Annotated in this window: 17 protein-coding genes; 15 read left to right on the forward strand and 2 right to left on the reverse strand. The window is 64.1% G+C overall.

The window, feature by feature from the left end:
* Positions 1–8 precede the first annotated feature (8 nt).
* Both G3W89_RS05455 and G3W89_RS05460 read left to right on the forward strand, forming a co-directional pair.
* Positions 9–1,175, forward strand: a complete 1,167-nt coding sequence (locus G3W89_RS05455; protein ID WP_162573133.1) for an acetyl-CoA acetyltransferase — start codon at positions 9–11, stop codon at positions 1,173–1,175.
* A 14-nt stretch (positions 1,176–1,189) separates the two neighbouring features.
* Positions 1,190–2,752: an acyl-CoA synthetase gene (locus tag G3W89_RS05460; protein WP_232076789.1), complete on the forward strand. Its 1,563-nt coding sequence runs from the start codon at positions 1,190–1,192 to the stop codon at positions 2,750–2,752.
* Positions 2,753–2,776: 24 nt separating this feature from the next.
* On the opposite strand, the gene G3W89_RS05465 is transcribed toward G3W89_RS05460, so the two are convergent.
* Positions 2,777–3,988, reverse strand: a complete 1,212-nt coding sequence (locus G3W89_RS05465; protein ID WP_162573135.1) for an NAD(P)/FAD-dependent oxidoreductase — start codon at positions 3,986–3,988, stop codon at positions 2,777–2,779.
* A 108-nt stretch (positions 3,989–4,096) separates the two neighbouring features.
* Positions 4,097–5,278 (reverse strand): LysR family transcriptional regulator, encoded by a 1,182-nt coding sequence (locus G3W89_RS05470; RefSeq protein WP_162573136.1) that lies wholly within the window; start codon positions 5,276–5,278, stop codon positions 4,097–4,099.
* Here G3W89_RS05470 and G3W89_RS05475 point away from each other — a divergent pair.
* The 13 genes from G3W89_RS05475 (at position 5,213) to G3W89_RS05535 (ending at position 24,388) form a co-directional block, all read left to right on the forward strand.
* A complete protein-coding gene (locus G3W89_RS05475; protein WP_162573137.1) occupies positions 5,213–8,764 on the forward strand; it encodes an indolepyruvate ferredoxin oxidoreductase family protein in 3,552 nt (1,183 codons plus the stop codon). The two genes, G3W89_RS05470 and G3W89_RS05475, sit on opposite strands and share 66 nt — an antisense overlap.
* A gap of 35 nt (positions 8,765–8,799) precedes the next feature.
* Positions 8,800–9,771: a TRAP transporter substrate-binding protein DctP gene (gene dctP / locus G3W89_RS05480; protein ID WP_162573138.1), complete on the forward strand. Its 972-nt coding sequence runs from the start codon at positions 8,800–8,802 to the stop codon at positions 9,769–9,771.
* Between the two features lie 5 nt (positions 9,772–9,776).
* Entirely contained in the window at positions 9,777–10,349 is a 573-nt protein-coding gene (locus tag G3W89_RS05485; protein WP_232076357.1) for a TRAP transporter small permease, read from the forward strand.
* Entirely contained in the window at positions 10,346–11,662 is a 1,317-nt protein-coding gene (locus G3W89_RS05490) for a TRAP transporter large permease (protein ID WP_162573139.1), read from the forward strand. Before G3W89_RS05485 ends, G3W89_RS05490 begins: the two co-directional genes overlap by 4 nt.
* Positions 11,659–13,323, forward strand: coding sequence for an AMP-binding protein (locus tag G3W89_RS05495; protein WP_162573140.1), 1,665 nt, complete (start codon positions 11,659–11,661; stop codon positions 13,321–13,323). Before G3W89_RS05490 ends, G3W89_RS05495 begins: the two co-directional genes overlap by 4 nt.
* An 8-nt stretch (positions 13,324–13,331) precedes the next feature.
* On the forward strand, positions 13,332–13,799 hold the full coding sequence (locus G3W89_RS05500) for an acyl-CoA thioesterase (protein ID WP_162573141.1): 468 nt from the start codon (positions 13,332–13,334) through the stop codon (positions 13,797–13,799).
* Positions 13,796–14,932, forward strand: a complete 1,137-nt coding sequence (locus G3W89_RS05505) for an FAD-dependent monooxygenase (protein ID WP_197893528.1) — start codon at positions 13,796–13,798, stop codon at positions 14,930–14,932. The genes G3W89_RS05500 and G3W89_RS05505 overlap by 4 nt, the downstream gene beginning before the upstream one ends.
* A 27-nt stretch (positions 14,933–14,959) precedes the next feature.
* Complete coding sequence (gene gtdA, locus G3W89_RS05510) at positions 14,960–16,006, forward strand: gentisate 1,2-dioxygenase (RefSeq protein WP_162573142.1); 1,047 nt, start codon at positions 14,960–14,962, stop codon at positions 16,004–16,006.
* A 31-nt stretch (positions 16,007–16,037) separates the two neighbouring features.
* Positions 16,038–16,892, forward strand: a complete 855-nt coding sequence (locus G3W89_RS05515) for a fumarylacetoacetate hydrolase family protein (RefSeq protein ID WP_162573143.1) — start codon at positions 16,038–16,040, stop codon at positions 16,890–16,892.
* Between the two features lie 488 nt (positions 16,893–17,380).
* Positions 17,381–19,411: a BCCT family transporter gene (locus G3W89_RS05520; protein WP_162573144.1), complete on the forward strand. Its 2,031-nt coding sequence runs from the start codon at positions 17,381–17,383 to the stop codon at positions 19,409–19,411.
* Positions 19,412–19,488: 77 nt separating this feature from the next.
* Positions 19,489–20,106, forward strand: a complete 618-nt coding sequence (locus G3W89_RS05525) for a TetR/AcrR family transcriptional regulator (RefSeq protein ID WP_162573145.1) — start codon at positions 19,489–19,491, stop codon at positions 20,104–20,106.
* A gap of 80 nt (positions 20,107–20,186) precedes the next feature.
* Positions 20,187–21,302, forward strand: a complete 1,116-nt coding sequence (locus G3W89_RS05530) for an efflux RND transporter periplasmic adaptor subunit (RefSeq protein WP_162573146.1) — start codon at positions 20,187–20,189, stop codon at positions 21,300–21,302.
* Positions 21,299–24,388 (forward strand): efflux RND transporter permease subunit, encoded by a 3,090-nt coding sequence (locus tag G3W89_RS05535; RefSeq protein WP_162573147.1) that lies wholly within the window; start codon positions 21,299–21,301, stop codon positions 24,386–24,388. The genes G3W89_RS05530 and G3W89_RS05535 overlap by 4 nt, the downstream gene beginning before the upstream one ends.
* The last annotated feature ends 1 nt before the right edge of the window (position 24,389 follow it).

Consider the following 24,389-nt stretch of genomic DNA (forward strand, 5'->3'; position numbering starts at 1 on the left):
GGACCATCATGAGCAACGCATACATCGTCGGCTGGGGCCACACGCCCTTCGGCAAACTCGACAAGCTGGACCTGGAGCAGATGATCCGCGATGCGGTGCAGCCCGCGCTCGACAGCGCAGGACTCGAGGCCAAGGACATCGACGGCATCTTCGTGGGCCACTTCAACGCCGGCTTCGTGGGCCAGGACTTCACGGCTTCCCTGCCGGCCGTGGCCATCCCCGAGTTCCGTCACACGCCCGCGGTGCGCGCCGAGAACGCCTGCGCCACCGGCTCCGCCGCGATCTGGGCAGCACTGGATGCAATGGCGGCCGGGCGCATGAAGCGCACGCTGGTGATCGGCATGGAGAAGATGAACGAGCTCACCACCCCGCAAGTGGCGGCCACGTTGATCAAGTGCTCCTACGTGAAGGAAGAAGGCACTGATCCTGCCGGCTTCGCAGGGATCTTCGGCGGCATCGCCAGCAAGTATTTCGAGCGCTTCGGCGACCAGTCCGATGCGCTGGCGGCGATCTCGGCCAAGAACCACAGCAACGGGATGCACAACCCGTACGCGCACATGCGGCGTGACTTCGGGTTCGACTTCTGCCGCACGCCGTCGGAGAAGAACCCGTTCGTGTCGGGCCCTCTCAAGCGCTCGGATTGTTCGCTCGTTTCCGATGGCGCCGCTGCGCTGGTGCTTTCGACCGAGCCGCTGCGTGGCGCAAAGGTCGCGCCGGTCCGCTGGCGTTCGCGCACGCACGTCAACGATTTCCTGCCGATGTCGCGGCGCGACCCGACGCGTTTCGAAGGCGCAGCGCTGGCGTGGCAAAGGGGACTCGCCGCTGCGCAAATGGACCTGGGAGATCTGTCTTTCGTCGAGACGCACGACTGCTTCACGATCGCCGAGATGCTGGAGTACGAGGCAATGGGCCTGGCACCGCACGGGCAAGGCGCACGTGTCATCCTCGATGGCGTCACGCGCAAGGATGGCAGGCTGCCGGTCAACCCGTCGGGCGGCCTCAAGTCCAAGGGCCATCCCATCGGCGCTACCGGCGTCTCGCAGCACGTGATGGCGGCGATGCAGCTGTCGGGCACGGCTGGGGGCATGCAGGTGCCCAATGCCAGTGCGGGCGCCGTGTTCAACATGGGAGGCTCCGCGGTCGCCAGCTACCTGAGCCTCCTGGAGTCGGCGTGAACGCAGCGCAGGTCATGAACCTCGGGCAGCTGCTCACGCAGACCGCCCGCTTGTTTCCGGGCCGTCCCGCATTGATCCGGGGGGAACAGACCTGGACCTGGGCCGAAGTCGAGCAGCGCGTGGCCGCGATGACGGATGCTCTGCGTGGGCTGGGCCTTCGCAAGGGTGATCGCATCCTGGTCCAGTCGCGCAACAACGTGCAGCTGTTCGAGAGCTGCTGGGTGGCGTTCCGCCTCGGTTGCGTCTGGGTGCCCACGAATTTCCGGCTCACGCCGCCCGAGGTCGCCTACCTGGGCGCCTCCAGCGGCGCAAGCGCAATGATCGTGGAGGACGCGTTTGCCGGCCATGTCGACGCGGTGTGTGCCGAAGCGCCTGCGCTGCAGCACGTCATCACGATCGGCGAACCGCGTCCCGGCGAGCACAGCTATGAAGCGCTCGTTCGCAATCACCTGGGCGCGCAAGGCGCTCACGAAACGGTTGCGTATGACGACCCGCTCTGGTTCTTCTACACCTCGGGAACGACGGGCCGCCCGAAGGCCGGTGTGCTGACGCACGGCCAGATGGCGTTCGTGGTGACCAATCACCTCGCCGACCTCATTCCCGGGACGAGCGAGCGCGATTGCTCCATCGTGGTGGCGCCGCTATCGCATGGCGCGGGCATCCACGCCTTGCTGAACGTGGCTCGAGGGGCAGCTTCCGTGCTGCTGCCTGGCGAGAAGCTGGACGCCGAGATCTTCTGGCAAGCGGTCCAGAAGCATCGCGTGACCAACCTGTTCACGGTCCCGACGATCGTCAAGATGCTCGTGGAGCATCCCGCCGTCGATCGCTACGACCACTCCAGTCTGCGATACATGATCTACGCGGGAGCGCCCATGTATCGCGCCGACCAGAAGCTCGCGCTGCAGAAGCTGGGCAAGGTGCTGGTGCAGTATTTCGGGCTCGGCGAGGTCACGGGCAATATCACCGTTCTGTCGCCCGACATGCATTCGGCCGATGACGACGACCCGAACGCGAACATCGGCTCGTGCGGGCGCCCTCGCACCGGCATGGAAGTCGCCATCCTCGACGCGGAGCTCGAGCCGGTGCCCGTGCGTGAAGTGGGTGAGATCTGCGTGCGCGGTCCTGCAGTTTTCTCCGGCTATCACGACAACCCCGATGCGACGGCAAAGGCGCTTCGCGGCGGCTGGTTCCACACGGGCGACCTCGGAAGGCTGGACGAACGTGGTCTGCTGTACATCACCGGCCGCGAGTCGGACATGTACATCTCAGGGGGCTCCAACGTCTATCCGCGTGAAGTGGAAGAGGTGTTGCTGACGCATCCTGCCGTGGCGGAGGTTGCGGTCCTTGGCGTGCCGGATCCGAAATGGGGCGAAGTCGGTGTTGCGGTCGTGGTCCCTCGTGGAGGCGCGCAGCTCGATGTCGACGCGCTCCTGGCGCATCTGGAAAACCGTTGTGCGCGCTATCGGTGGCCGCACCATGTGTTCTTCTGGGACGCCCTGCCGAAGTCGGGCTACGGGAAGATCGTCAAGAAGGACATTCGGCAACTGCTCTTCGAGCGCGGGGATCTGCAGGCGTGAATGCGCGGCGGCGTACCAGCCGGATCAAAGCATCTTCAGCGTGAATCCGGGCTCGCGCACGTTGTCCGGCGAAACACGGGTTTGCCTGGCGAGAAGCCTGCGTGCCAGCATATGGTCTGCTGGCCGGTTCACCGATTCCACGGCGCACAGCATGCCGTCTGAAATACACAGGACGGAAAAATTCCCGGCCGTCACATCGCCGGTCACCACGCATTCATCGGCGTCGCCGCGCAGCCCGGCGATCTGGAGCTTCAGCCTCCCTTGGTCGCTCCAGAACCATGGCACGGCCTCGTACGGGAGCGCGGCATGTCCGGCGATGCGGGCCGCCACCGCGCGCGCCTGATCGGTTGCGTTCTGGACTGACTCGAGCCGAACTCGCGGGCCACCATCGCGCCTCGGAAACGATGCGACGTCGCCGATGGCCGAGACTCGTGGATCGGCGGTGCGCAACATGGCGTCCACGACAATTCCGTTGTCGACGGCAAGGCCGGCTTCCATTGCGAGCTCGACCCGTGGAATCGCGCCAATCCCGACAAGGACGAGGTCCGCGGGAATCCGCTCTCCACGCGTGGTGACGACCGCCGCGACCTTTCCATCTTCTCCTTCGAGCCGTTCCACGCCGGTCTGCAGCAGCAGCTTCGTGCCAAGCGCGCGATGCGCGTTGGTAAACGCGACGGCGCATTCCGGAGACAACACGCGCGCCATCGGACGATCGGCGATGTCCACGACGGTGACATCGTGGCCGAGCAGGCGCGCGGAAGCAGCAAATTCGAGGCCGATGAAGCCCGCGCCGATCACGGCGACTCTCGTGCAGCCCGCAAGTGCCGCGAGGAGCCGATCGGCGTCGTCCAGTGTTTGCAGGGGCAGCACCCCGGCAAGTCCTGCACCCGCGACCGGCAGCGCCCGAGGTCGCGAGCCGGTCGCGATGACCAGGTAGTCGTAGGCCAGCGACTCACCATTGCCGAGTGTGACCCGTTGTGCACCGCGGTCGATGTGCTCTGCGGCGTGAGAGATGAGCGTGATCCGGTGCTCGCTGAAGAAGGCCTCTGCACGAAAGGCCAGATCGGCGACGCAGGTCTTGCCGAGCAGGTACGCCTTTGAAAGAGGGGGGCGCTGATAGGGCAATCCGCGCTCCTCGGAGACAAGGGACACGTCGCCCGTGAAACCTTGCTGTCGCAAGGCGGCTGCGCATTGGAAGCCGGCGTGCCCGGCTCCGAGTATCACGACGCTCTGCATGGCTCTCTACCTCGCTGTGAGAGGTCCATGTTCTTCTGAACTTGCCCGGACGTATGTCCCGCTGCGGGGGACGCGGGCAGTGGCCCACGGCAGCCACGAAGCTCCTTTCTAGGTTCGGACAGCCTCGGCCGACGGTCCGAAAAGACGAACGACAGACTCACGCAGCCAACGGATGGCGGGATCCGCATTGAACCTGGGATGCCAGAACTGCTTGACTGCGTAGGGCTTGATGTGAATGGGTGGATCGATGATGCGGAGGTTCTCCAGCCGCGTGTAGTAGTCCGCGATCGAGCGAGGGACCGTCACGATCATGTCGGTCGTCGCAATGATCGCGGGCACCGTGAGGAAGTGAACGGATGCGAGCTGCACTCGACGCTGGAGTCCCATTTCCTTGAGCCTGGTTTCGAACAACTCGCCGCTTCGGCCCATCGGCGTCACCACCGCATGCGACAGCTGGAGGAACCTTTTCATGCTGATGCGCGACGACTTGACTTGCGGATGGTCGGCGCGCACCAGGCAGACGAGTGTGTGCATGAACAGTGTTTGCGCATAGAGCGCCGGGCGGTGCAGATTCGGGAAAAAGCCGAGAGCGAGATCGCAGCGACCTTCCTCCAGGGCCGCTTCGATGTCTTGCCTCGCGAACGTTTCGCATCTCAGGTTGCAAAGAGGTGCCTCGCGCTCGAGGTAGGCCATCAGCGGCGGCGCAAAGTGCAATTCGCCCACGTCCGCCATGGTGACGACGAAGTCGCGCCTGGAACTGGCTGGATCGAAGGTCTTGCGGTGGAGAACCGTTTCGTCGATGCCGGAAAGCGCCTCGACTGCGCATTCAACCACCTCCGTGCACCTGGGCGTGGGCAGCATTCCAGAAGGTGATCGCACGAACAGAGGGTCTCCGAGACTCTTGCGAAGCCGGCCGAGGGCAAGGCTCGTTGCCGGTTGGCTGAGCCCCAGGTCCGCCGAAGCCTTCGACACGCTGCGCCAACGGTGAAGGGCAACCAGCACACGCAGCAGGTTGAGGTCGAAGCGCGATGACATTTGCGGCGTAAATATTGGAATTAAGCCGGCGTTTATTGCCCAAATCTCGTTACTGGTCAATCCTCCCGACCCTTGACAGCAACAGCACGGGCACCAGCCGCCCGGCAGCCGGAGACAACACATGCAGATCCTGGGGATTCCGGGCGGCAACGCCGACTCGTATGCGGGCTTCGCCAGCGGGGTGAATCGATGACCGGCAGCCTGGATGCTCGCTTCGAACCGGATTCGCCGGTCGCATTCCTGAACGGGAATCACGCGCTCATCCGCATGATGACGGAGCAGATGCGCTCCGATGCTGCAGCCGGCTTGCGCACCAAGGCCTTCGTCACGGGTTATCCCGGCTCCCCTTTGGGAAGCATCGACATCGCATTGCGCCAGGCACGCAGAACACTCGATGCGCATGGCATCACGCACCGGGCCGCTCAGAACGAGGAGTTTGCGGTCTCGATGCTGAGCGGCACCCAGATGCTCGACGAGCACCCGCACCCGGAAGTGGACGGGGTGGTGGGCTATTGGTATGGGAAGGGACCCGGCCTGGACCGTTCGGGCGACGTTCTCAAGCATGCGAACTTTGCGGGCACGAGCCGTCATGGGGCCGTCGTCATTCTGAGCGGCGAGGACCATGAGGCAAAGAGCTCCACGGTGCCGTACCAGCAGGATTTCTCCTTCGAGCACCACGGCATGCCGGTGCTGTATCCGTCGTGCGTGCAGGAGTTTCTGGACTACGGCCTGCATGCTGCGGCGCTGTCGCGGTACTCCGGCTGCTGGGTGGCCCTGAAGCTCGTTGGCACGCTATGCGACGGGGGTGAGGTGGTGCAACTGCACCCTGCAGGGATCACGACCCGAACCCCGGACCTGCAGATCGCGGGCAAGCCTTTCGCCAAGCTCGCCAATCACCGCTTCTTCCCGGTTACCAACGTGGAGACGGAGCGGCGCCTCTACGACGAGCGCCATGCCGCCGTCCTGGCTTACTCGCGGGCGAACGGGCTCAACCGGATCGTGCGATCGTCACCGGAGGATCGGATCGGAATCCTCAGCGCTGGCAAGAGCTGGGCCGACACCATGCAGGCCCTCGAGGATCTTGGACTCGACGCGCGCGCGCTCGAGGCGAATGGCATCCGCCTGGCCAAGGTCGGCCTGCTTTGCCCCTCCGACAGCACGTTCTTCCGCGAATTCGCCGAGGGCCTCGAAAGCGTCATCGTGGTCGAAGAGAAACGCGACTTTCTCGAAAGGCAGGTCGCTGCGGGCATCGTCGGAACCAGCGTGCGTGCACTGCTCGGCAAGCAAGACGTGGACGGAACCCGCCTCTTCCCTGTCGAAGGCGGCATGACCAGCGACATGGTGGCCGAACGCCTCGGCCGCGTGCTGGCGCGCAGCATCACCTTGCCAGTGCGCGGCCGGGAGCGCGTGCGATACCTGCAGCAGAAGACGGTGCAGCGCAACCCCGCACTGCCCGGTCGTGCACCGAACTATTGCTCGGGCTGTCCGCACAACGTTTCCACGCTGCTCGCGCCTGGCCAGATGGCATGGGGCGCCCCAGGCTGTCACCTGTTCGCAGCCCTCATGGACAAGCCGCAGAAGCGCGTCGAAGCCACGACGCCCTTGGGTGGCGAAGGGGTGCCCTGGCTGGGACTCGCCCCGTACACGAGCCGCCCTCACATCGTTCAGAACGTCGGTGACGGCGCCTTGTTCCACTCCAGCTATCAGAACATCCGCTTTGCGATCACCACCGGCGCGAACATGACGTTCAAGCTCCTGATCAACGGTGTTCTAGCGAATACCGGCGGGCAGGAAGCCGTGGGCGCAAGCGCGATCGCGGACCTGGCCGGCCGCCTGTTGCAGGACGGCGCGTCCCGCGTGGTCCTGGTCTCGAAGGAGCTTGCCCAGTACGCAAAAGTACAGCTCCCCGCCGGTCTGGTGCGCCGTTCGCCCGACGAGCTCGAACAATCCATGAAGGAGCTCTCGGAGACCCAGGGCGTCACCATCCTGATCTACGACGGGGCCTGCGCGAACGAACGGCGCCGCCGCCAGAAGCGGGGGCTGCTGCCCGCGCCCTCGGTCTTCACGTTTGTGAACGAAGAGGTGTGCGAGAACTGCGGCGACTGCGGCGCCAAGGCGAATTGCATGTCGCTGCAGAAGGTGCCGACGGAGTTCGGTGCCAAGACGCAGATCCACCAGTCGACGTGCAACCAGGATCAGGCCTGCATCCAGGGCGAATGCCCTTCTTTCGTGACAGTCGAAGTGGAGCCGGGCAAGGGGCTCCGCAAGCCGGCTCTGCCCTCCATCGACGCAGCGGGAATTCCGGAGATCGAGCCGCAAGCCTTGCAGGCGCCGTACCACGTGTACATCCCGGGCCTCGGCGGGTCCGGTGTCCTCACGGCCAGCGCCATCCTCGCGCAGGCGGCGGCCATGCAAGGCCTGCAGGTCAAGACCTATGACCAGACCGGAGCGTCCCAGAAGTGGGGCGCGGTGCTCTCCAGCCTCATCCTCGCTCCCGCGGACCGGCCGCCGCACACGAACAAGGTCGGCATTGGCAAAGCGGATCTCTATCTCGCACTCGATCTCCTGGCGGCGGTGGACGTGAGCAATCTGAAGTGCTGCGATGCCGAACGCACGCGGTCTGTCATCAACGCTGGCGTGTTCCCGAACGGAGAGGTCATCAGGGACTCTCGCAAGGCTCTTCCGACCCAGGAGTTGTGCGAAACCGTCGCCGCCGCCGTTCGGGAAGACGGCGCCTTGACGCTGGATGCCCAGCGCATCGCCGAGGCGCTGTTCGGCGACTACATGATGACCAACATGGTTGCCATCGGTGCTGCCTACCAGGCGGGCTGGTTGCCGATCCGCGCGGAATGGATCGAGGCCGCCATCGCCCTGAACGGCACTCAGGTGAACGCGAACACCACGGCCTTCCGGGCAGGCCGGCTGTGGGTGCACGCACCAGAGCGCATCCAGGCCTTGGGCACGCTCAGGCTGCAACCGCTCGCGGACCGCACGGAGCGCCTGCATGCCCTGCGCAGCGAGGGCCGGTTGGGCGAGCTGGTCGCCTTCGAGGCGCGATTGGCGAAGCTGCCAACGCAGCTTCGTGACCGTGTGCTGCTGCGTTCCGTGGACCTGGCGGACTACCAGAACATGGCGTATGCGGTGCGCTATCTGGAGCGGGTGACGTCCTTCGTCGAAGCCGAGGCGGCTGCCCGCGGAGAGCGCCACGCCTATGAGGTGACCGCGGCTGTTGCCGACGGCCTGCACAAGATGATGGCGTACAAGGACGAGTACGAGGTGGCCCGGCTGCTCACCAGTTCGGGCTTCGAGAAACGAGTGGCCGACATGTTCTCCGGGACCGTCCGCCTGAAATACAACCTGCAGCCGCCTCTTGCACGCACGCTGGGCCTGAAGGGGAAGGTACGCGTCGGCGGATGGATGTACCCCATGCTGAAGGTCCTCGCTGCACTGAAGGTCCTTCGTGGGACGGCGTTGGATCCGTTCGGCGCGCTGCAATCCCGGCGGGAGGAGCGTGCCCTGCTTGCCTGGTACGAGAGTGTGTTGGCGCAAGGGCTGGAACTGCTGGACGGGCGCAACGCCGCCGGAGTCGCCGAGCTCATGCGGCTGCCCCAAGCCATACGCGGCTACGAGTCGGTGAAGTCAGCGGCCGCGACGGAAGCGAAGGCAGAGGCGCAGCGCCTGCTGTCCGGCCTGAAGCGGCCTCGCAGCATCGAGATCGTGCCCGTCGCACTCGCGGCCTGACGCCACGTTCCATCAATCACAAAAGGAGACAGATCATGATCATTGCATTCAAGCGCCTGGCGGCCACGGTCGCCCTGGGGCTCCTGGCCTTCCCGGCGGCTGCACAGGAAATGCAGATACGGCTGGTCACGGCATTCCCTGAGAACACCGCCTGGTCGCAGGAACTCGTGAAGTGGAGCGAGCGGGTGAACGCGCAGGGCAAGGGGCTTGTCAAGATCAACTTCATCGGCGGCCCGCGGGCGGTCCCGACCTTCGAGATCGGCAATGCGGTGAAAAGCGGCGTCGTCGACATGGCCTTGAGCCCTGGCGCGTTCTACACGAATGTGTTCCCCGAGGCGGACATGCTCAAGATGGCGCAGATCCCGGTTTCCGAGCAGCGCAAGAACGGCGCTGTCGACTACATCAACGCGGTCTGGAACGAGAAGGGGAACATGCAGTACCTCGCGCGGATGGTCGAGGGCTACCCGTTCCACATCTTCCTGTCGAAGAAGATCGACAAGCTGGACCTCACCGGCAAGAAGATTCGCGTATCCCCCGCCATTCGGCCGGCGGTGCAGACGCTGAACGGCAACGTGATCAATATCCCGCCGGGCGAGATCTACACCGCGTTGGAACGCAGCGTGATCGACGGGTACGGGTGGTCGGTCGGCGGCATCTTCGATCTGAACCTCGCGAGCCACACGAAATTCCGCGTCGACCCCGGGTTCTATGACGCTGACGTGTCGTTGATCATGAACCTCGACAAGTGGAGGGCCATGACACCGCAGCAGCGTGAGTTCATCCAGAAGATGGCCATGGAGGTGGAGGCCAACACTGCCTACTGGCGCAAGGAGGGAGAGGACGAGAAGAAGAAGCAGAATGCTTCGGGCATCCAGCCGCTGACCTTCAGCGCGACGGACACCGCGAAGTACCTCGACGCCGTGTACGAAGCGGGCTGGGCCGACCTCATCAAGACCAGCCCGGTGCATGGACCGAAGCTGCGCGCATTGCTGTCCAGGAAGCCGTGAGCAGCATGGCCCACCAAGAAGCCTTGGCCGCGCCGGCCGCAGGCCACACCCTGGATACCCTGGCGGCGGCCTGCGGGCGCCTGTACGAGCTCATGATGTTGGCGGCCTGCCTGCTGCTGCTGGTCATGGTGAGCTCCATCACCCTCGACGTGCTCCTGCGGAACATCGAGATACCGGGCCTGCCTCGCGGCTTTCCCGCTTCCAACGACATCTCCGAGTACGCCTTGTACTTCTGCACTCTGCTGGGTGCCCCTTGGCTGCTACGCGCAGGCCAGCACATTCGCGTCGACATCGTGCTGCGTGCCATTCCGCCCAGGCTTGCCTATGGCTGTGAGTGGCTGTCGGACGTCATGGCCCTCGGGGGCTGCTTCGTGCTGGCATGGATGGGCGTTGTCATGGCGTTCAAGAGCTATGCAAGCGGCGCGATCCAGATCAAGAGCATCGTCATTCCGGAATGGTGGGTGATGGCGCCGCTTCCAGTCGTGTTTGCGCTGCTTGCCATCGAGTTTGCATTTCGCATGCGGCGACTGGCGCAGGGTCCCAAGGAGCCGCGTTCCGACGCGGTGTCAGCAGCATGAGTGCCTGGATCCTTCCTGCGTGGCTGCTCCTCGGCGGGTCCACGTTGCTTCTCTTCGTCGGCCTGCCGGTGGCGTTCGCCTTCCTGGTCACCAACCTGCTCGGCGCCTGGATCTATCTGGGCGGTGAGGCTGGACTGGGGCAGCTGGTGCGCAACAGCGTCGTTGCAGTGACCAGCTTCTCGTTGACGCCGATTCCGCTGTTCATTCTCATGGGCGAGATCCTCTTCCACACCGGCTTGGCGGTGAAGGTGATCGAGGGCGTCGAGCGGCTGATCACGGGCGTGCCGGGCCGGCTGGCGGTCGTGGCGGTGGTTGCCGGAACCGTGTTCTCCGCAATCTCCGGGTCGACGATTGCCACCACGGCGATGTTGGGCTCCCTGATGGTGCCCGTCATGTTGCAGCGGGGGTATCACCCGACCATGGCCACCGGCCCCATCATGGCAATTGGCGCGGTCGACATGCTGATCCCGCCGAGCGCGCTTTCGGTGCTTCTGGGAAGCCTCGCGAACATCTCGATCTCGGGGCTTCTGATTGGCGGGATCGTCCCCGGCGTCCTGCTTTCGATCGGCTTCGTCGCCTGGATCGTGCTGCGCTCCGCGATGAATCCATCCCTGGCACCGGCCACCGAATTCAAGCACTTCCACGGGTGGGAACGATTCGAGCCGTTCTTCCAGTACGTGCTGCCGCTGCTCTCGATTTTCGGAGTGGTCGTCGGTGCCATGGTGGCGGGCTGGTCCACGCCGACCGAGAGCGCAGCGCTGGGGGTGGTCGCGACCCTGGTCATCGCCCTGGCTTACCGAGCGCTGTCCATGGAAGCGCTGATGAAGTCGCTGCGTGGGACGATCGGAATCTCGGGAATGATCCTGCTGATCATCATGGGCGCGACCACCTTCGCGCAGATCCTCACCTTCTCCGGTGCGTCCAATGGCATCGTCGAGGCGATCACCGGCACCGGACTGGGACCGATGGCGATCATCGCGGGGATGATGCTGATCCTGATCTTCCTGGGCATCTTCGTCGACCAGGTGAGCATGATGCTCATCACGATCCCCATCTTCATGCCGATCGTCCAGAAGCTCGGGGTCGATCCGATCTGGTTCGGAATCATGTTTCTCATGTGCATGCAGATGGGCCTGCTGCTGCCCCCGCACGGCCTGCTTCTGATGACCATGAAGGGCGTCGCGCCGTCGAGTGTGAGCATGGCCCACATCTTCCGCGCAGTCGTGCCTTACGTTGCGATGAGCGTGTTGCTGCTCGCCGCCATGTTCTTCTTCCCACCCCTAGCCACCTGGCTGCCAGGAATCATCAAATGAGCGGAATCGAAACCCGCCCCCGGCTTCCGCTGCCCGAGGTCGTCTACACGCCTGCGGCGCAGGCCGAGCGGTACCTTCGAGAAGGCGCTTGGCGGCCGATCACCATCGGGAACGCATTGCGGCAAGCCGCTCGTGAGTTTCCGCAGAGAACTGCCTACGTCTGCGATGACCGTCGCATCAGCTTCGCCGAGGTGGACGAGAAGAGCTCGCGGCTCGCGGCAGGTCTGCACGCCTTGGGGCTTCGGCCCGGAGATCGCGCGCTCTTCCAGATGGGAACCGACATCAAGACGGCGCTGGCGCTCTTCGGCTGCTTCAAGGCCGGCGTGCTGCCGGTATGCACCATCCCGCAGTACCGCTCCGTGGAGATCTCTGCCTTGGCCCAGGTGACTCGACCCCGCGCATTCTTCGTGCAGGCCGACGTTTCGCCCAACTTCGACCAGGTGGGCTTCGCCGCCGAGATGGCCGAGGCGCACCACATCCCGCACTTGCTGGTGAGCGGCGGACATGCGAGCTCGCCCGGGTGCAGCATCGAATCGCTGATGGCGCAGCATCCGTCAGGGGCGCCGCCGGAGGAGTGGAACCATTGCGATGTGGCGGCTTTGCAGCTGTCGGGTGGTTCTACGGGCGTGCCCAAGGTCATTCCCCGATACCACGGTGAATACCTCGCGCACACCAAGGCGTGGTGCGACCACTTCGGGTGCGGCGATGGGGATGTCGGGATCTGGGCGCTTCCCATGCTGCACAACGCCGGGATGATGTTCTCGCTGTTGCGCTCCGTGCTGTATGGCGCCACGACCGTGCTGATGCCGAAATGGGATGTCGCGCGCTTCTTTTCGCTGATGGAACGCGAGCGCGTGCAGCACGCGTTCACGATCGGGCCGCATGCGCCATCGATTGCCGGTTTTCCCGGCGCAGCGAATCATGACCTTTCCTCGCTGAAACTCACGCTGACGCTCATTGGCGCGGAGCCGATCGAGCGCGGCACGGCGCGCCCGGCGACGAACATGTACGGCATCACCGAGGGCCTTGTGCTGGCCAGCGCACCCCATTTCCCGCCCGCCGTCCGGCACGGCTCGATCGGGACGGCTTGCTGGGAGCACGACGAAGTTCGCATTCTTGAGCCTGGAACGGAGAAGGAGGTTCCTTTGGGCGAATCCGGGGAGCTGTGCTTCCGCGGTCCGTCGTCCCTGCGGGGCTACTACGCCGCCCCTGAAATCACGGCCGCATCCATGACTTCCGACGGATTTTTCCGGACTGCAGACATGGTCCGCGCCTGCCGTGAAGGCCAACTGACCGTCTACCAGTTCGAAGGGCGCATGCGCGACAACATCAATCGCGGCGGCGAGAAGTTCGGCACAGAGGACATCGAACTGCTGCTCGCGCGGCATCCGCAGATCGCGGACGGAAAAGTTGTTGCCATGCCAGACCCGATCTATGGCGAGAAGGCGTGCGCCTACCTGATCCCGCGGGAGGGTGCTGCCCTCCCGTCGGTGCCGGAGCTTGCGGCGTTTCTCGTTTCACGCGGGCTCGCCAAGTACAAGTGCCCCGAGCACATCGAGGCGGTCAGCACCTTCCCGATCACGCGTGTGGGAAAACTCGACCGGCAGCAGATGCGCCAGGCGATTGCCGAGAAGCTCGCAGGCGAGACCCAGGGGGGCTAAGCAGCGTCATGCGCCACTACACCTATGACCGCCGCTTGAACTGGAGCGAATGTGATCCGGGCGGGATCATTTTTTTCCCGCACTACGCGCGATGGATGGTCGACGGCCTGAACGAGATGTTCCTCAGCCTCGGGATCGATCCGAACGCGCCGACGGGCGGCAACGCCTTGGGCGGCCTGCCCGTACTCGGTCTTTCGATGAAGTTCTTGAGCGCGCCCGCTCTGCACGACACCGTGAGCCACCACATCACCGTGACAAAGGTCGGCGGCAAATCGATGGCATTCCAGCATCGATTCTTGCGCGGCGACGAGTTGCTGATGGAGGCGGAAGAGACGCGTGTATGGGCGGAGCACCCGCTCGGCAACCCACGCGCCTTGCGCACCCTGCAAGTGCCGGAGCACGTGCGGGCCTTGCTGCAGCAAGGCGCCGGAGATGCTGGGCAGATTGACAACCGAACGAGCAAGGGAAACGAATGATGAAGGTCAAGATCCTCGGTGGAGGTCCGGCGGGCCTCTACGCCGCCTACCGCATCCGGTGCGAACTGCCCGATGCCGACGTGATGGTGTACGAGCAGAACGACTCGCAAACGACCTTTGGCTTCGGCGTGGTGTTTTCTGACAAGGCGCTGGAGTTCCTCGGCGCGGAAGATTCGCAGACACTGGCTCTCATCACCGCGGGCCTCGAGAAGTGGAGTGATATCGAGCTGCGCGTGCACGGCGAACGTATCCGGATCGATGGCGTCGGGTTCACTGCCATCGCACGCTTGCGCCTGCTCGAGATCTTGCGCCAGCGCGCGCTATCCGTTGGGGCGAAGCTGATCAACAGCCACTTGGTGCGCGACATGGCAGAACTGGAGGATGCCGACCTGGTGATCGGCGCCGACGGCGTCAACTCGTTGGTGCGCAAGTCACACGAGGCGGAGTTCGGCACGGAGGTCACGCTGTTGAACAACCGGTTCGCGTGGTTCGCTGCAACGCGCCCTTTTGATTTCCTGACGCAGACCTTCAAGGAGCTCGGACAGGGCAGCATCAACGCGCACCACTACCGCTACACGCCTTCGATGAGCACCTTTCTGGTAGAGGTGAATGCCCGTACCTTCGAGCGCGTGGGCTTCGACCGCATGACCGAAGACGAGTCCCGTGCGTATTGTGAGGACGTCTTCTCCGAGGAGCTCGATGGTGCCAGGCTGGTGACCAACAAGTCGCTATGGCGACGCTTCCCGGTGATCAGCAACAAGCGCTGGTCCGTCGGCAATCGGGTGCTGGTCGGTGATGCGCTTCGTACCGCCCACTTCTCCATCGGCTCGGGAACGCGGCTGGCGCTCGAAGACGTCCAGGCACTCGCGCATGCGCTGGCCGACCATCCGCGCAACGTTCAGGATGCGCTCGCTGCGTTCGAGGCACAGCGGCGACCTATCGTGGACAAGCTCGCGGCAGCGGCCACGCGCAGCGCGACCTGGTACGACAGCTTCGCGGAGCACCTGAAGTTGCCGGCCTGGGAATTTGCCATGAACTACATCGGCCGGTCCGGGCGGATCGACACCGAACGTCTGAGGGCGATGTCACCGCGCTTCGTCGAGGGATACGAGGCTTGGCGGAAGGCGGCCTGACCAGGGACATCAACCGAGGAAATCAACATGAATGACAGTGGAACGTCGCAAGCCGACCACGCTGCGCGCGAGCGCTACTACGACGAAATCCGGCCGTTGAACCTCGCTCCGCTATGGAGCGTGCTGAAAGGCCTTGTCCCTGCCCAGCCGGTACCCGAGGCCGAGCCATGCAAGTGGGCTTGGGACGAGGTGTATCCGCAACTGCTGCGCGCAGGCGGGCTCATCTCTGCGGAGGAGGCCGAACGCAGGGTCCTGGTGCTGGAGAATCCTGGCTTGCCGGGCAAGTCGAAGATCACCGACACGCTCTACGGAGGGCTGCAACTGATCCTGCCGGGCGAGACGGCGCCGGCGCACCGGCATACCCAGTCGGCGCTGCGCTTTGTCCTCCACGGATCGGGCGCGTACACCGCGGTCGATGGTGAAAAGACTCCGATGGAGCGCGGCGATTTCATCATCACGCCGCATTGGACCTGGCATGACCACGGGCACGAAGGCAGCGAGCCCGTGGTGTGGCTTGACGGGCTGGACGTTCCACTCGTCTCGTTCCTGCGAACCGGCTTCCGTGAGGAATACACGCAGAAGGCGCAGACCACATTCCAGGCAGCAGGCGAGAGCGCGGCGCGCTTTAGCTCCGGCCTGCTTCCGCTGGACTATGTCCCTCGCGGACTCACCTCGCCGCTATTCAGCTACCCCTACGCGCGCTCGCGAGAAGCCATCGAGGTGCAGGCGCGTTCCGCGCCGCCCGATCCGCACCTGGGTGTATGCCTGCGCTATGTGAACCCGGTCACGGGAGGCTGGACGATGCCGACGATTGGCACGGTGCTGCGCTACTACCCCCAAGGTTTCACGACGAGGCCTTACCGCTCGACCGACAGCACGGTCCTCGTCGGCCTCGAAGGCGAGGCCGAGATCCGGGTGTCCGGGACCACCCTGAGGATCGGCCCGAATGACATCGCCGTCGTACCGGGCTGGAGCGAGTGGACCGTCGCGGCGCAGCAGGACGCAGTTGTCTTCAGCTACTCCGATCGCCCCGTGCACGAAAAGCTCGGGCTCTTGCGCGAACTCCGCGGCTGAGCAAGCCGCTTCAACCTGAAGAACCTGTTTCATGAAACTCTGCCTATTCAACGACTGCAGGATCGGCATCGCTGTTGAGGAAGACGTGGTCGACGTCACCGAAGCGTTTGCGGCTGTCCCGAAGCCAACCTGGCCGTACCCGCAGTCCGACTGGGTGATCCAGCATTTCGACGATGTGCGCGGCAAGGTCGAGGAGCTGTCCCGGACCAGCGCGCGCACGCCCTTGTCGGAGGTGAGCTTGCGCTCCCCGGTGGCGAACCCGGGCAAGATCATCGGCGCGCCGATCAATTACAAGGACCACATTGCGGAGGCCAACGCCGACGCACAGATCAACCACGGCAAGACGTTCACCGAACTGGACCAATTCGGCCTGTTCTTGAAGGCGAACAGCTCGCTCATCGGGTGCAGCCAGGAAATCGAGATTCCTTTCGCTGATCGCCGCACGGACCATGAGGTCGAACTCGCGGTCGTCATTGGCCGCAAGGCCAAACGCGTGTCTCGGGAAGAAGCATTGGACTACGTGTTCGGCTACACGATCGGCCTCGACATGACCGTGCGTGGCCCGGAGTTCCCGACCTATCGCAAGTCCCCCGACACCTTTTGCGTGCTCGGCCCGTGGATTGTCACGAAGGACGAGATCGCCGACCCGAACGTGCTGGACTTGAGCATCCGTGTGAATCAGGAGGTGAAGCAGGCCTCGAACACGAAGTACCTGATCTTCGACGTGCAGCGCCTCATCGAGTACGCCTCGGCCATCTATACGCTGAACCCGGGGGACGTGATCATGACCGGCACGCCTGCGGGGGTGGGGCCGGTCGTGCCCGGCGACGTTCTGGAGGCGTCGATTCCGGAAATCGGGGGCATGACCGTGCGCGTTGCGCACTGAGGAGATGCAGGAAGAGCACCAGGTGCATGCCCATCTGCGCAACGGCCAAGACCGACAGCGCGATGGGAATGCCGGGCGTCCATACCAGCGTGATCCTTGCGAGATAGGAAAACACCGCCGTCAGCAGCCCCGGCGTTGCCTGGCCTCCCCACGACACCGAGCATGGCCCACTGCAAAGATTGCTGCAATTTCTACGGCTTGCCTGATGCCCAGCCGAGTCACACGCGGCCTGCACATTCACTGGTGAACCGAATGCCTGATCGCGTTGCCGTGGTCCGAATCGTCCCTCCCGAAGTGATGAAATTCCCCATCGGTTTGCGCGAGGGCAACAAGTTCTGTTTGCACGGTCGTGTGCGAAATTTCAAATCTCGCGAGAGTCCTCGCCAACCAGCTCCGGGAGCGGCGCACTGACGCCTTGTCAGGCACGCCATTTGCCGAACGCAGCGACTCACACGATTCAGGTGATCTGAAGGTGAAAGGGCGCGTTCATGAAGGACAGCAATCAAGAGGAGCAGCGCCCCAAGACCACGTTTTCCGCGCCTGTCGTGCTTCCTGCACTCCTCGGCCTCGGCGCGTTGCTGGCCTTTTGTGCCCTTTACCCGGAGCAGGCGGGTCGGATCTTCCCGAGCGTCCAGGCCTGGGTGGTCCGGCAGTTCGACTGGTTCTATACCGTGGCGGTGTCCATCTTCCTGGTATTCCTGCTGCTGCTGGCTGTCAGCCGCTTCGGCCAAATCAGGCTGGGCCCGGAAGATGCCGTTCCCGACTTCACCTTCCTGTCCTGGACCGCGATGCTGTTTGCGGCCGGGATGGGCATTGGCCTGATGTACTTTGGCGTCGCCGAGCCGCTGCAGCACTTCCTGAAGCCTCCCACCGCGCTCGGAGGCACGCCAGCGGCGGCGAAGGAGGCACTTCAGGTCACGTTCTTTCACTGGGGGTTTCATGCGTGGTCGGTCTACGGAACGATGGGCCTCGTGCTTGCCTATTTCGGGTTTCGCTACAACTTGCCTCTGACAATGCGCTCAGGCCTGTATCCAATACTCAGGGGTCGGATCAACGGACCCATCGGGCATGGCGTCGACGCCTTCGCGCTGGTGGGAACCATCGCAGGCATCGCCACGACCTTAGGCTATGGCGCGCTGCAACTCGCTGCCGGATTGCACTTGCTGACAGGCTGGAACACCTCGACTGCCGCCTTTCGCCTGGGCATCATCGTCGTGGTGGTCGGCCTCGCGGGAGTTTCGGCGGTGTCCGGCCTCGACAAGGGCGTGCGCAGGCTGAGTGAACTGAACCTGTCGCTTGCGCTGCTATTGCTCGGATTCGTCGTCATCACGGGACCGACGGTCTTTCTCTTGCAAGCGTTGGCCGAGAACGTCGGCGGGTACCTCTCGAGTCTTGTCGACCTGTCGCTGCGGACCTTCGCCTATGAGCCGCCGCGCGAGCAGGGATGGTTCGCGGGGTGGACCATCCTCTATTGGGCCTGGTGGATCTCCTGGTCGCCATTCGTCGGCATGTTCATCGCGCGCATCTCGCGCGGACGCACGATCAGGGAGTTCATCATCGGCGTCTTGCTGGTGCCGACCGCATTCAACCTGCTCTGGATGACTGCGTTCGGAAATGGCGCCATCTGGATGGATTCGCACGTTGCAAATGGTGCTCTGGCCCAGACCGCGAGCAATGTCGATGCACTGCTGTTTCGCTTTTTCGAGTACCTGCCCGCAACGAGGGCAGCGTCATGGCTGGCCGTCGTGTTGATCGCCATCTTCTTCGTCACCTCTGCGGACTCGGGTGCTTTCGTTGTCGATGCGATCGGCTCGCGCGGTCATCCCCGGTCCCCGGTCTGGCAACGCCTGTTCTGGGCCATGGTGCTCGGCTTGACGGCCATGGTGTTGCTGCTGTCGGGCGGGTTGAAGGCGCTGCAGGCATTGACATTGGTTGCGGCACTGCCCGTCACGCTGATTCTGTTGATGCTCTGCTATGGCCTGTGGCGGGGGCTGCTTGCCGATCAGGCACATTCGACGCAGGACCTGGCGCCCGCAACCAGTTTCTGGAGCGGACAGCACTGGCGCCGCCGCCTGGAGCAGATCGTTCATGATTCGACGCGCGAGGATGTCTTCCGATTCATGCAGGCGACCGTGCTGCCTGCAATGCATCAGGTGTCCGACGAATTGCGCAGGCGTGGCGTCCTGGCCGATGTGCAGCATGACCTGGACGAAGGCGCCACGGTCCGCCTCACCATACCGGACCCGGAGTTGCGCGATTTCATCTACGGCGTTCGCATCGCTCATCGCCACCTTCCGGTCTTCACGGTTCAGGACGCGAGCGAGGATGGGCGGGCACAAGTGTTCGAGCCGACCACGTTCTTCGAGGACGGTCGGCAGGGCTATGACATCCAGTACTTGCGCATGGAGGAGGTCATTGCGGACATCTTGCGCCAGTACGAGCGCTACCGCTCGCTCAGCGCCAACCTTCGAACCCATCTTCTCAGCCGCGCGCCCGGCCACTCTGAGCCGATGTCATGAAGAGAGGTCGCTGTGTGACCAAATGACAAAAGAGTCACAAGTTGCCCGATGATCGCGGCTCGCGTAAGCTGGAACCCATGACGAAATCAAGTACTTACCCTGTTTCGGCGCGGGGCCCGGCCGACCATGAGGTGAGAGACCAGATCGTTGTCGCGGCCACCGAGCACTTCAGCCACTACGGCTACGAGAAAACGACCGTCTCCGACCTTGCCAAGGCCATCGGCTTTTCCAAGGCTTACATCTACAAGTTCTTCGAATCCAAGCAAGCCATCGGCGAGATGATCTGCGCGAACTGTCTGCGCAAGATCGAAACCGAGGTCGGTGCGGCGTTGGCAGAGACCGACCTGCCGCCAGAGAAGTTGCGGCGGCTCTTCAAGGCCACTACAGAGGCGAGCCTGCGCTTGTTTTTGCAAGACCCCAAGCTTTACGAGATTGCGGCATCGGCCGCCATGGAGCGTTGGCAGTCGGTGCTTGCCTACGAGGAACGCATCCAGACGTTGCTTCGGGATGTCTTGCAGGCCGGTCGGCAGACGGGGGACTTCGAGCGCAAGACGCCGCTGGACGAAACGGCGATGGCGATCTACCTGGTCCTGCGCCCCTACGTCCACCCTGTGTTGCTGAAGAACAGCGCTGACCATATCGAGGAGGCGCCGGCGCGCCTGTCCAACCTGGTGCTGCGCAGCCTCTCGCCGTGATCGAAACTGTAGTGACTATTGACTAGTTTGGTCACAAGAACCAAAATGAAGGTCCTGATCATCCATTCGATGGGACTCTCATGCTTCGGCGCCGCCTCGTTAGCTCTACGGTCCTCTGTGCATTGCCCTTTGCGCTGGCCGCATGCGGCGAAAAGGCAAGACCGGATCCGCGCACCCAGGCGCAGCTGGTGCGGGCCGTCGCCATCCAGGGAGCGCACCCGGCCTCACGTTCGTTCACGGGGACAGTAGCCGCCCGGGTCCAGAGCGACTTGGGGTTTCGCGTCGCCGGCAAGGTGCTCGAGCGGCTCGTGGATGGCGGGCAGAACGTCAAACGCGGCCAGCCGCTCATGCGCATGGACGCCGTCGATCTGAAACTTGCCGCGCATGCACAGCAAGAAACGGTGGCAGCAGCGCGAGCGCGGGCGCAGCAGACGGCAGAGGACGAAGCGCGCCACCGCGACCTGCGCGGCACCGGTGCCATATCGGCTTCTGCCTACGACCAGAGCAAGGCTTCCGCGGATGCCGCCAAGGCCCAGCTCCGTGCGGCTGAAGCCCAGGCCGAAGTCGCCCGCAATGCGAACCGCTATGCGGAGCTGGTGGCCGATGCCGATGGCGTCGTCATGGAAACCTTGGCCGAACCCGGCCAAGTCGTGAACGCGGGACAAGCCGTGGTGCGCCTGGCCCACGCCGGGCGACGCGAGGCCGTGATCCAGCTGCCGGAAACCCTGCGCCCCGTGGTCGGTTCGATCGGGCACGCCACGCTCTTCGGCAAGGAGGGCGTTGGCACTGCGGCCAGACTTCGACAGCTCTCGGATGTCGCGGACCGGCTGACCCGCACTTTCGAGGCCCGTTATGTGCTCGAAGGAGAGCTGGCCAACGCGCCGTTGGGCACCACGGTCACCATCCAGATTGCCGATGGACTTGCTTCCTTGGAAGGTGGCCTGCAAGTGCCGATCGGAGCCCTCTTCGACGCTGGCAAGGGACCGGGCGTGTGGGTCATCGGCGGTGAGCCAGCGAAAGTCAACTGGCGGCCGGTCCTTGTCCAGCGCGTGGACGATGATGGCGCACGCATCGCCGGTCAGCTCAAGCAGGGCGACCGGATCGTCGCGCTGGGCGCACACCTTCTGCGCGAGGGCGAGGTGGTGCGAGTGGCCGACCCAGCCGCCGCCGCTGCGACCGGGGCAACACGTCCGTGAGCGAAGGCGGTTTCAACCTGTCTGCGCTCGCCGTGCGCGAGCGCTCCATCATCTTGTTCCTGATCTGCCTGATCTCGTTGGCGGGACTCGTTTCATTCTGGAGACTGGGCCGTGCCGAAGACCCGGCCTTCACGATCAAGGTAATGACGATCGTCACTGCCTGGCCCGGCGCCACCGCGCAGGAAATGCAGGATCAGGTCGCCGAGAAGCTCGAAAAGCGCATGCAGGAACTGCGGTGGTACGACCGCACCGAGACCTACACCCGCCCTGGCCTCGCATTCACCACGCTGACCTTGCTGGACAGCACTCCCCCGTCGGACGTGCAGGAAGAGTTCTACCAGGCTCGCAAGAAACTCGGAGACGAGGCGCGCAACCTGCCGACCGGCGTCATCGGGCCGTTTCTCAACGACGAGTACTCCGACGTGAGCTTCGCCTTGTTCGCGCTCAAGGCCCAGGGTGAACCACAGCGCTTGCTGGTACGCGACGCGGAGACGCTGCGCCAGCGGCTGTTGCACGTGCCGGGCGTGAAGAAGGTCAACATCGTCGGCGAGCAGTCGGAGCGCATCTATGTCGAGTTCTCGCACGAGCGCTTGGCGACACTGGGTGTCGCTCCGCAGGAGGTGTTCGCCGGACTCAACAGCCAGAATGTCCTGACGCCGGCCGGCTCCGTGGAAACCAAGGGGCCGCAAGTGCTTGTTCGCCTCGACGGCGCCTTCGACGAGCTGCAGAAGATCCGCGACACGCCCGTGGTGGCGCAGGGGCGCACGCTGAAGCTGTCGGACATCGCCACGGTCAAGCGCGGCTATGAAGACCCGGCGACTTTCCTGGTCCGCAACGGCGGCGAGCCGGCCCTGCTGCTGGGCATTGTCATGCGCGAGGGCTGGAACGGACTCGACCTGGGCAAGGCCCTGGACAGCGAGGTCGGTGCCATCAACGCCGGGCTGCCGCTGGGCATGAGCCTGACGAAGGTGACGGACCAATCCGTCAACATCAGCGCTGCGGTCGATGAGTTCATGGTCAAGTTCTTCGCCGCACTGCTGGTGGTCATGCTGGTGAGCTTCGTGAGCATGGGCTGGCGCGTGGGCCTCGTGGTCGCCGCGGCCGTGCCGCTGACACTCGCAATGGTCTTCGTGGTGATGCTCGCGACCGGCAAGAATTTCGATCGCATCACCTTGGGATCCCTGATCCTCGCGCTCGGATTGCTGGTCGACGACGCCATCATCGCCATCGAGATGATGGTGGTGAAGATGGAAGAGGGCTACAGCCGCGCTGCCGCCTCCGCCTACGCCTGGAGCCATACGGCAGCGCCGATGCTCTCGGGCACGCTGGTGACCGCTGTTGGCTTCATGCCCAACGGCTTCGCCCGATCCACTGCGGGTGAGTACACCAGCAACATGTTCTGGATCGTCGGCATCGCGTTGATCGCTTCATGGGTGGTCGCAGTGATCTTCACACCCTACCTGGGCGTCAAGCTGCTGCCCGACTTCAAGAAGCTCGAAGGCGGCCACGACACGCTCTACGACACGCCTCGCTACAACCGCTTCCGTCAGCTGCTGGAGCGCGTCATCAACCGCAAGTGGTGGGTCGCGGCTTCGGTCATGGGCCTCTTCGTCTTGGCCGTACTCGGCATGGCGGTGGTCAAGAAACAGTTCTTCCCGATCTCCGACCGCCCCGAAGTGCTGATCGAGGTGCAGATGCCCCATGGCACGTCGATCGCCCAGACCAGCGCCGCCGCGGCGAAGGTGGAAGACTGGCTGGGCAAACAGGAGGAAGCCAGGATCGTCACGGCCTACGTCGGCCAGGGTGCGCCACGTTTCTATTTCTCCATGGAGCCGGAGCTGCCCGATCCGGCATTCGCCAAGATCGTGGTGCGCACGGACAGCCAGGACGAGCGCGAGGCATTGAAACACCGATTGCGACAGGCCATCGCCGACGGTCTCGCTCCTGAGGCCCGCTTGCGCGTCACCCAGCTCATATTCGGCCCGTATTCGCCGTTCCCGGTGGCCTACCGGGTCAGTGGCCCTGATCCGCACCGGCTGCGCAAGATTGCTGCTGACGTGCAGCAGGTCATGGACGCCAGCCCGATGATGCGCGCGGTCAACACCGACTGGGGCACGCGCACGCCCACGCTGCACTTCACCTTGCAGCAGGACCGACTGCAGGCCGTGGGGCTGAGCTCCAGTTCGGTGGCGCAACAACTCCAGTTCCTGCTCAGCGGCGTACCTGTCACTGCAGTGCGCGAGGATATTCGAACGGTACAGGTCGTCGCACGCTCGGCCGGCGACATCAGGCTCGACCCGGGCAGGATCGGAGACTTCACGCTGGCCGGGGCAAACGGGGAGCGTATTCCGCTGTCACAGGTGGGAAACGCCGAGGTGCGCATGGAGGAACCGATCATGCGTCGGCGCGACCGAATGCCGACCATCACCGTTCGGGGCGACATCGCAGATGGCTTGCAGCCGCCTGACGTGTCGGAGGCCATCACCCGGCAGCTCCAGACCGTCATGGAGAAACTGCCGAGCGGCTACCGCATCGAGGAGGCTGGTTCCATCGAGGAGTCAGGCAAGGCAACGGTCGCGATGTTGCCGCTCTTCCCCATCATGCTGGCAATCACACTCCTCATCATCATCCTGCAGGTGCGCTCGATCTCCGCGATGGTCATGGTCTTCCTGACCAGCCCGCTGGGACTGATCGGTGTAGTGCCAACCCTGATTCTGTTCCAGCAGCCATTCGGCATCAACGCGCTGGTCGGCCTGATTGCGTTGTCGGGAATCCTGATGCGCAACACGCTGATATTGATTGGGCAGATCCACCACAACGAACAGGCGGGTCTGGACCCGTTCCGCGCGGTCGTCGAGGCAACCGTGCAGCGTGCTCGACCGGTGATCCTGACTGCCCTGGCCGCGATCCTGGCCTTCATTCCGCTCACCCACTCGGTCTTCTGGGGGGCGCTCGCTTACACGCTGATCGGCGGGACCTTTGCGGGAACGGTCTTGACCCTGGTGTTCTTGCCGGCCATGTACGCCATCTGGTTCAGGATCAGGCCGGAAGACGCCAGCAGGTCCTTGGTGGAGAAGCCGGCATGAG

Origin of the sequence: Variovorax sp. PBL-H6, assembly GCF_901827155.1 — a bacterium.
Classification (GTDB): domain Bacteria; phylum Pseudomonadota; class Gammaproteobacteria; order Burkholderiales; family Burkholderiaceae_C; genus Variovorax.